The sequence below is a fragment of the Streptomyces sp. NPDC002845 genome (genome assembly GCF_053591955.1).
Genome location: NZ_JBSFUU010000005.1, coordinates 219,053 through 225,606, shown reverse-complemented (window position 1 = coordinate 225,606; position 6,554 = coordinate 219,053). Strand labels below are relative to the sequence as shown.

At 70.5% G+C, this 6,554-nt stretch carries 6 protein-coding genes; all 6 read right to left on the bottom strand.

Translation table 11 applies throughout. From position 1 onward, the window contains the following. Positions 1–286: 286 nt before the first annotated feature. Genes ACWD3C_RS05675 through ACWD3C_RS05650 form a run of 6 tightly spaced genes read right to left on the bottom strand, consistent with a single transcriptional unit; the run spans position 287 to position 6,547 of the window. Positions 287–970 (bottom strand): SDR family NAD(P)-dependent oxidoreductase, encoded by a 684-nt coding sequence (locus ACWD3C_RS05675; RefSeq protein ID WP_451140397.1) that lies wholly within the window; start codon positions 968–970, stop codon positions 287–289. Beyond that, complete coding sequence (locus ACWD3C_RS05670) at positions 967–1,851, bottom strand: cupin domain-containing protein (protein WP_451140395.1); 885 nt, start codon at positions 1,849–1,851, stop codon at positions 967–969. Before ACWD3C_RS05670 ends, ACWD3C_RS05675 begins: the two co-directional genes overlap by 4 nt. Then, positions 1,848–3,209 carry an amidohydrolase family protein gene (locus tag ACWD3C_RS05665; RefSeq protein ID WP_451140393.1) on the bottom strand — a complete coding sequence of 454 codons (1,362 nt, stop codon included), beginning with the start codon at positions 3,207–3,209 and terminating at the stop codon, positions 1,848–1,850. The genes ACWD3C_RS05670 and ACWD3C_RS05665 overlap by 4 nt, the downstream gene beginning before the upstream one ends. Before the next feature lie 52 nt (positions 3,210–3,261). Continuing rightward, on the bottom strand, positions 3,262–4,245 hold the full coding sequence (locus tag ACWD3C_RS05660; RefSeq protein ID WP_451140391.1) for an alpha-ketoacid dehydrogenase subunit beta: 984 nt from the start codon (positions 4,243–4,245) through the stop codon (positions 3,262–3,264). Continuing rightward, a complete protein-coding gene (locus tag ACWD3C_RS05655; protein ID WP_451140389.1) occupies positions 4,233–5,213 on the bottom strand; it encodes a thiamine pyrophosphate-dependent dehydrogenase E1 component subunit alpha in 981 nt (326 codons plus the stop codon). Before ACWD3C_RS05655 ends, ACWD3C_RS05660 begins: the two co-directional genes overlap by 13 nt. Next, positions 5,213–6,547 (bottom strand): M24 family metallopeptidase, encoded by a 1,335-nt coding sequence (locus ACWD3C_RS05650; protein ID WP_451140387.1) that lies wholly within the window; start codon positions 6,545–6,547, stop codon positions 5,213–5,215. The genes ACWD3C_RS05655 and ACWD3C_RS05650 overlap by 1 nt, the downstream gene beginning before the upstream one ends. Positions 6,548–6,554: the final 7 nt, after the last annotated feature.

Sequence of the window (6,554 nt, the reverse complement as noted above, 5' to 3'; positions counted from 1 at the left end):
TCCGCACCCCGACGGACGTGGCCGCCCACCTCGACAAGTACGGCAGCCAGCCCCCGATGAAGACCAAACCCGCATGTTGATTCTCTGCGAGCCCTAACGACCTGGGGTGCAATAGGGAGCCCGCTCCCTATTGCACCCCAGGTCGTAAACCCCGAGCCCGTGCTGCGCGGCTCGCGGCGGCCTACCGCGCGGGAGGCGTGCCCCTCGTGGCCCGCTCGCGCGCCGAAGTGAGCCGGTTCTTCAAAGAACTGGACTTGGCCTGGTGGACCCCCGGAACGGCGTCGCGTCAGCGCAGCAGCCAGCCGCCGTCGACATTGAGGTGGACCGCGTTGACCGAACGGTTGCGGAGGAGGAAGTCCACGGCGTCCACCACGTCCGCCATGGTGGCCAGTCGCCCCGTCGGTGTCTTCGCGACCAGGGCGTCGAGGGGCTTGCCCGACCAGTAGGGGCTGTCGCCCACGACACCCGGGTGGACGGCGTTGACGCGAATCGGGGCGAGCTCGGTGGCGAGGGTGTGCACCAGGCCCGTCACACCGGCGTTGACCGTGGCCACAGTGGTCGCGCCCGGGTACGGCCGCTCCTTGGCCTGGCCGCCGAAGAGGACGATGGCGCTGTCGTCGTGCAGCCGGTCCCGGAGTGTGTGCACGACCTCCGTGTAGCCGACGAGTTTGAGTGTGACGAGGTGGAGGGCCGCGTCGATGTCGTACGCGGTGACCCGGTTGTTGTCGCGGGAGATCCCGACGAGGACCAGGTGGTCGACCCGGCCGACGTCCGCGAGCGCGCCGGCGATCTCGCGCGGCCGGGACAGGTCCAGGGCGAGCCCCCGGGCCGCGCCGACCTCCTTGGCCACGGTGACGGCGCGGTGTGCGTCGCGGCCGGTGAGTACGACCTCGTCGCCGCGCCGCGCGCGGTGCCGGGCGATCTCCCGGCCGATCCCGGCCGTACCGCCGATGACGGCCACGCTGCTCATGGCTTCTCCTCCAGGGCCTGGCGCAGGTAGTCCCAGTCCCTGCTGAAGCGGTACGAGTGCCGCGACGGCGGCTGCGGGGCCTGTGTCTCCAGCCAGCGGACCGGTGTGTCCCCGGCGTTGGCGAAGCCGTGCACGCAACCGGCGCCCGCCCAGGCGACGTCGCCCGGCTCCAGGCGGTAACTCTGGCCGTCGAAGGTCGCGTTCACCGCCCCCTCAAGGATCAGATACGTCTCCTCGAACGGGTGGTCGTGCGTGCCCGCGAGCCCGTCGGGCGCGTACCGCACCATGAACATGGTCGAGGCCACCGCCCCCAGGTCGGTGTCCACCATCATCTTCACGGTGATCCCGCTGTAGACGAGCAGCGCCGTCCGCATGCTCGCCGACACGGCGAGGAGTTCCTGCGACTGTTTGCCGGAGTCCATTTGATCGGGCTCGAAGTGCCCGAACGAACGGGTGCGCGGGTCGCGTACGTCGATCCGTTCCGGCTCCCGCTCGGGCAGTGCGGGCACCGCCTGGGTGTCGTGCCCGTAGCGCGCCCGCGGCACCGGGGCGAGCATGTCGGCCCAGCGGGCGACGGTGTCCCCGGCGCCCCGCCAGGCGTGCGGCACTCCGGTCGGGAGCAGCCCGTAGTCGCCCTCTTCGAGCAGGTACGAGCCGTCCGGCACGTCGAGGATCACGGTCCCGGACAGCATGTGGAAGCTTTCCTCGTACGAGTGGACATGGGCGCCCACAGCGCCGTCCGGCCGCAGTTCGCAGATCCCGAAGCCGGTGTGCACGGCGCCGTCCTTCTCGCCTATGACGGACCACCGCGCGAAACCCCCGCTGTCGTACGACAGTTGGGACGTGTCGGTGGCGGCCCGCCGGACCACGTGGTTCGTCATGGCTGCCGCTTCCTCGCCTCGACCGCCGCCACCAGCCGGTCGCGCGACTCCTCGACCAGGCGGCGGGCCCGGCCCACGTCGGCGAGCAGCCGGCCGTCCCGCTTGTGGACCACGCCGTCGACGATGACCGTGTCCACATTGGACACGTCCGCGCTCAGGGTCACGGCGGCCACCGCGTCGTGCACCGGCGCGACGTTGAGGGCGGTGGCGTCGATGGCGACGACGTCGGCGCGTTTGCCGGGGGTCAATGAGCCCGTACGGTCCTCCAGACCGGCCACGTGGGCGCCGTTGAGCGTGGCGATCTCCAGCATCTGACGTGCCGTCAACATCGTGTCGGGCACGGGCACATCGGACTGCCAGCACGCGGCGTTGACACGGGCGCGCTCGGCGCCGAAGGCCGCGCGGATCTGGGTGAACATGTCGCCGGGGACGGTGGTGACGACATCGACGCTCAGGCTGGGCCGCAGCCCGTGCTCGATCGCCTTCGCCACGGGCGGCCAGCCGTGCCCCATCTGCAGCTCCACCTGGGGTGCGACGGAGACCGTACCGCCGCTGTCGGCGACCATCCGCCACTCCTCCTCGCTGAAGTAGCAGCAGTGGACGTAGGTCGTGTCGGGACCGAGCAGACCGAGGTCGTGGAGTCGGCCGACCATGCCGAAGCGTCCGGCCAGGCGCCCCATGCCGACGTGCACGGTGATCGGGATGCCCAACTCCCGGGCGAGCCCCCACTCGTGGGAGACGACATCGTTGATGCAGAAGCCGGGGCCGCGGGTGGCCAGGGCCATGGTCAGCAGGCCGCTGTCGGAGGCGAAGTACTTGGCACGGACGCGGCGTACGTCGTCCCCCGGTATCGCGATCTTACTGTCGAACCAGTAGTCGGCGAGCGAGGTGTTGGCGCTGCCGTACGCGTACTGGGCGCGGATGCCGGTCTCGGCGAGGGCCTGGAGTGCGGCGTCGGGGTGCTCGGGAGTGTTGTTGATGTGGGACCAGTCGACGAGGGTGGTGATGCCCGCGTTGAGGCACTCCAGTGCGCCCGCCAGGTTTCCGGCGTAGACGTCGTCGGGGGTGTAGGCGGGCGCGAAAGTGTCGAGGACGTCGACGAAGTAGTCGTCGAGGGTGGCGTCGGGCGCGCAGCCGCGGATGGGCGCCTCCCAGGTGTGGCGGTGGGTGTCGACGAAGCCGGGGATCATGATCTTGCCCGTCATGTCGAGGACTTCGGCGTCCACGTCCGCGTCGATCTCGCGCTCGACCGCCGTGATCGTTCCGTCCTCGACGAGGATGTCGCCCTTCGGCAGATCCCCGATGGCGGGGTCCATCGAGACGACGTGGCCCGCGCGCAGGAGCATCCGATTGGTCATCGCCCTTCCTCCCAGGGGTGGTTCGGTACGGGTTGGGGAGTGCAGGTGCGGGTCAGTACGCGGCGAGTTCGCGGACCGTCGCCACGAGCTTGTCGACGGTGGGGATGACCCGTTCCTCCAGCACGTCGGCGAAGGGCAGCGGGACGCACTCCCCCGCCACTCGTTTCACCGGCGCGTCCAGCAGGCCGAATCCCTCATCGGCGACGACCGAGACGAGCGTGCCGCCCCATCCGCCCTGGTACGGGTTCTCCTCGACGGTCACGAGCCGCGAGGTCCTGCGGAGCGAGGCGAGCACGGTGGTGGTGTCCAGCGGCACCAGGCAGCGCAGGTCGATGACTTCGGCGTCGATGTCCTCGTCCCGGGCCAGCCTGTGCGCGGCTTCGAGGGCGACGGGCACCATCGAGGCGAGGGCCACCAGGGTGACGTCCCCGCCCTCGCGGACGACGTGGGCGCGGCCGAGTTCCACGACGTGGTCCGGCGGTGGCGGCGGGCCCTTCGTCGCGAGCAGGCCCTTGTGCTCGAAGAAGACCACGGGGTCGTCGCTGCGGATCGCCGCCGCCATCATGCCGATCACGTCGGCGGGCGTGGCCGGGGCCGCGATCTTCAGGCCGGGGACCGTCAGCGCCCAGTTCTCCGTGGCCTGCGAGTGCTGCGCACCGAAGCCGAGACCGCCGCCGTTGGCGGTGCGTACGACGAGCGGGACGGTGACCTGACCGCCCGTCATGTACCGCACCTTCGGTATCTCGTTGGCGAGATAGTCCCAGCAACAGGCGAGGAAGTCCGAGAACATGATCTCCGCGACCGGCCTGATCCCGGTCATCGCGGCCCCCATGGCGGCTCCCACGATGGCCTGCTCGGAGATGGGGGTGTCCCGGACCCGTTCGGGCCCGAACTCCGCTCGCAGCCCGACCGTCGTCTTGAACACCCCGCCCGCCTCGCCGATGTCCTCGCCGAGACACACGACCGCCGGGTCGCGCCGCATCTCTCGGGCGATGCCCTCGGCGACCGCTTCGCGGTACGTGATCACGTCCGCCATGCGGCACCTCCGTCGGCCCACACATCGGTCAGCGCCTCGCTCGGATCGGGTGCGGGAGCGGTCTTCGCGGCCTCAACAGCCGTCTGTACGGCCGCTGTCGCGCGCTCGTCGGCCCGGGCCACCGTCTCCGGGGACACGCCCAGGTCGGTGAGCCGCCCGCGGGCGATGTCCAGGGGGTCCTGCTTGAGCCAGCGTTCGACCTCCTCGGCCGGGCGGTACGCCGCCGGATCGGACCGGCTGTGTCCGAAGTGCCGGTAGGTCAGCGCCTCCAGCAGACCGGGCCCGTCACCCGCCCGGGCCCGGTCGGCCAGTTCCGCCACGGCTTCGCGTACGAGCACGACGTCGTTGCCGTCGACGACCTCGCCGGTCATGCCGTACGCGGACGCCCGGTCGGCGGCGGGCCGGGGCACGGCGGTGACGTCGGCGATGGGCGTGTACTCCATGTAGAGGTTGTTCTCACAGACGAACAGCACCGGCAGCTTCCACGCGGCGGCCAGGTTGAGCGCCTCGTGGAAGGCGCCGATGTTGGTGGCGCCGTCGCCGAAAAAGGCCACCGCGATCTGCTCGGTACCGCGCAGCCGGGCCGACCAGGCGGCGCCGACGGCCATCGGGAGGTGGGCGCCGACGATGGCGTACGACCCGAGCATGCCGGCCGAGGCCTTGGTGAGGTGCATGGAGCCGCCCTTGGCCTTGCACAACCCGCTTGCTCTGCTCATGAGTTCGGCGAGGCACTCCTCGGGGGTCGCGCCGCGGGCGAGGGCGTGGTGGTGGCCACGGTAGGTGGCGAAGACGTAGTCGTCGGGGCGCAGGGCGGCGCTCGCGCCGACGGCGATCGCCTCCTGTCCCGCGGCGAGATGCGTGGTGCCCTTGACCAGTCCGGACAGGAACAGGTCGTGGGCGGCCTTCTCCGTACGGCGGATGAGCGCCATCTGCTCGTAGAGCGCGAGGAGTTCGTCCGGGCTCACCATCACGCACCCCTGTTGTCACCGGTGTTGAGGTGGGACTGTGCCTCGCGGCGGGTGTTGAGCTCGCCGCCCACGGTCCAGTACTTGCGGCCCGCGACGAGGAGTTCCTCGGCCGGGAATTTGGTGATCACCTCGCAGCCGTCGGCGGTGACGACGAGTTCCTCCTCGATGCGCGCGGCGGACCAGCCGTCGGCCGCCGGCCAGTACGTCTCCAGGGCGAACACCATGCCCTCTTCGAGGACTTCGGGGTGGTCGAGTGAGACGAGGCGGCTGAAGATGGGCTTCTCCCAGATCGACAGGCCCACCCCGTGGCCGTACTGGAGGGCGAAGGCGGCCGTCTCGTCGGGGAAGCCGAACTCCTCGGCGCGCGGCCACACCCGGACGATGTCGGCGGTGGTCGCGCCCGGCCGCACCAGGGCGATGGCCGCGTCCATGTACTCGCGGCAGCGGACGTACGCGTCGCGCTGGGCGCGGGAGGCGCTGCCGACGGCGAAGGTGCGGTAGTAGCAGGTGCGGTAGCCGAGGTGGCTGTGCAGGATGTCGAAGAAGGCGGGGTCGCCGGGGCGGACCAGCCGGTCGCTGTAGACGTGCGGGTGCGGTGAACAGCGCTCCCCGGAGATGGCGTTGACGCCCTCGACGTACTCGCTGCCGAGGTCGTACAGCACCTTGCTGACGAGGCCGACGCACTCGTTCTCGCGCACGCCCGGCCGCAGGAAGCCGTACAGCTCCTCGTACGCGGCGTCGACCATGGCGCACGCCTGGGTGAGGAGGGAGATCTCGTCGCGGGTCTTGGTGCGGCGGGCCTGGAGGAAGACCTGCTGTCCGTCGACGACGTCGAGGCCCTCGGCGCGCAGGGCGGCGAGGATCGGCATCTCGATCAGGTCGACGCCCAACGGCTCGTTCGCCAGGCCGTGTTCACGCAGTTCGCGGGCGATTTTCGCGGCGACGTCCTCGGCGATGCCGGCGTCCGGGTGGAAGGCGCCCCGGAGCGTGGAGATGCCCGCGCGGGCTCCGGTGGGCGGGCCTTCCTTGCCGTCGCTGTAGTCGAGCCATGGATTGTAGAGCTGGTGGTGGCGGGCGGCGGAGCCGAAATCCCAGACGATCGGTTCGCCGCCGCGGGTCAGGAGCGCGAAACGGATCAGTTTGTCCATGGCCCAGGTGCCGATATGGGTGGACGACATATAGCGGATGTTGGAGAAGTCGAAGCTCAGCACGGCACCGAGATCCGAGCTGTTGAGTGCCGCCCGCAACCTGGTCAGGCGTTCCTTGCGCAGCCGGTCCAGGTCGATGCGCTCTTCCCAGTCGACAGCGTTGGGTCCGAATGTGCGGATCGCCATGGCGAAC

Bases quoted from the DNA above. Each gene is read 5' to 3' on its own strand.
- ACWD3C_RS05655 (WP_451140389.1), bottom strand. From the start codon at position 5,213: ATGGTGAGCCCGGACGAACTCCTCGCGCTCTACGAGCAGATGGCGCTC.
- ACWD3C_RS05675 (WP_451140397.1), bottom strand. From the start codon at position 970: ATGAGCAGCGTGGCCGTCATCGGCGGTACGGCCGGGATCGGCCGGGAG.
- ACWD3C_RS05665 (WP_451140393.1), bottom strand. From the start codon at position 3,209: ATGACCAATCGGATGCTCCTGCGCGCGGGCCACGTCGTCTCGATGGAC.
- ACWD3C_RS05660 (WP_451140391.1), bottom strand. From the start codon at position 4,245: ATGGCGGACGTGATCACGTACCGCGAAGCGGTCGCCGAGGGCATCGCC.
- ACWD3C_RS05670 (WP_451140395.1), bottom strand. From the start codon at position 1,851: ATGACGAACCACGTGGTCCGGCGGGCCGCCACCGACACGTCCCAACTG.
- ACWD3C_RS05650 (WP_451140387.1), bottom strand. From the start codon at position 6,547: ATGGCGATCCGCACATTCGGACCCAACGCTGTCGACTGGGAAGAGCGC.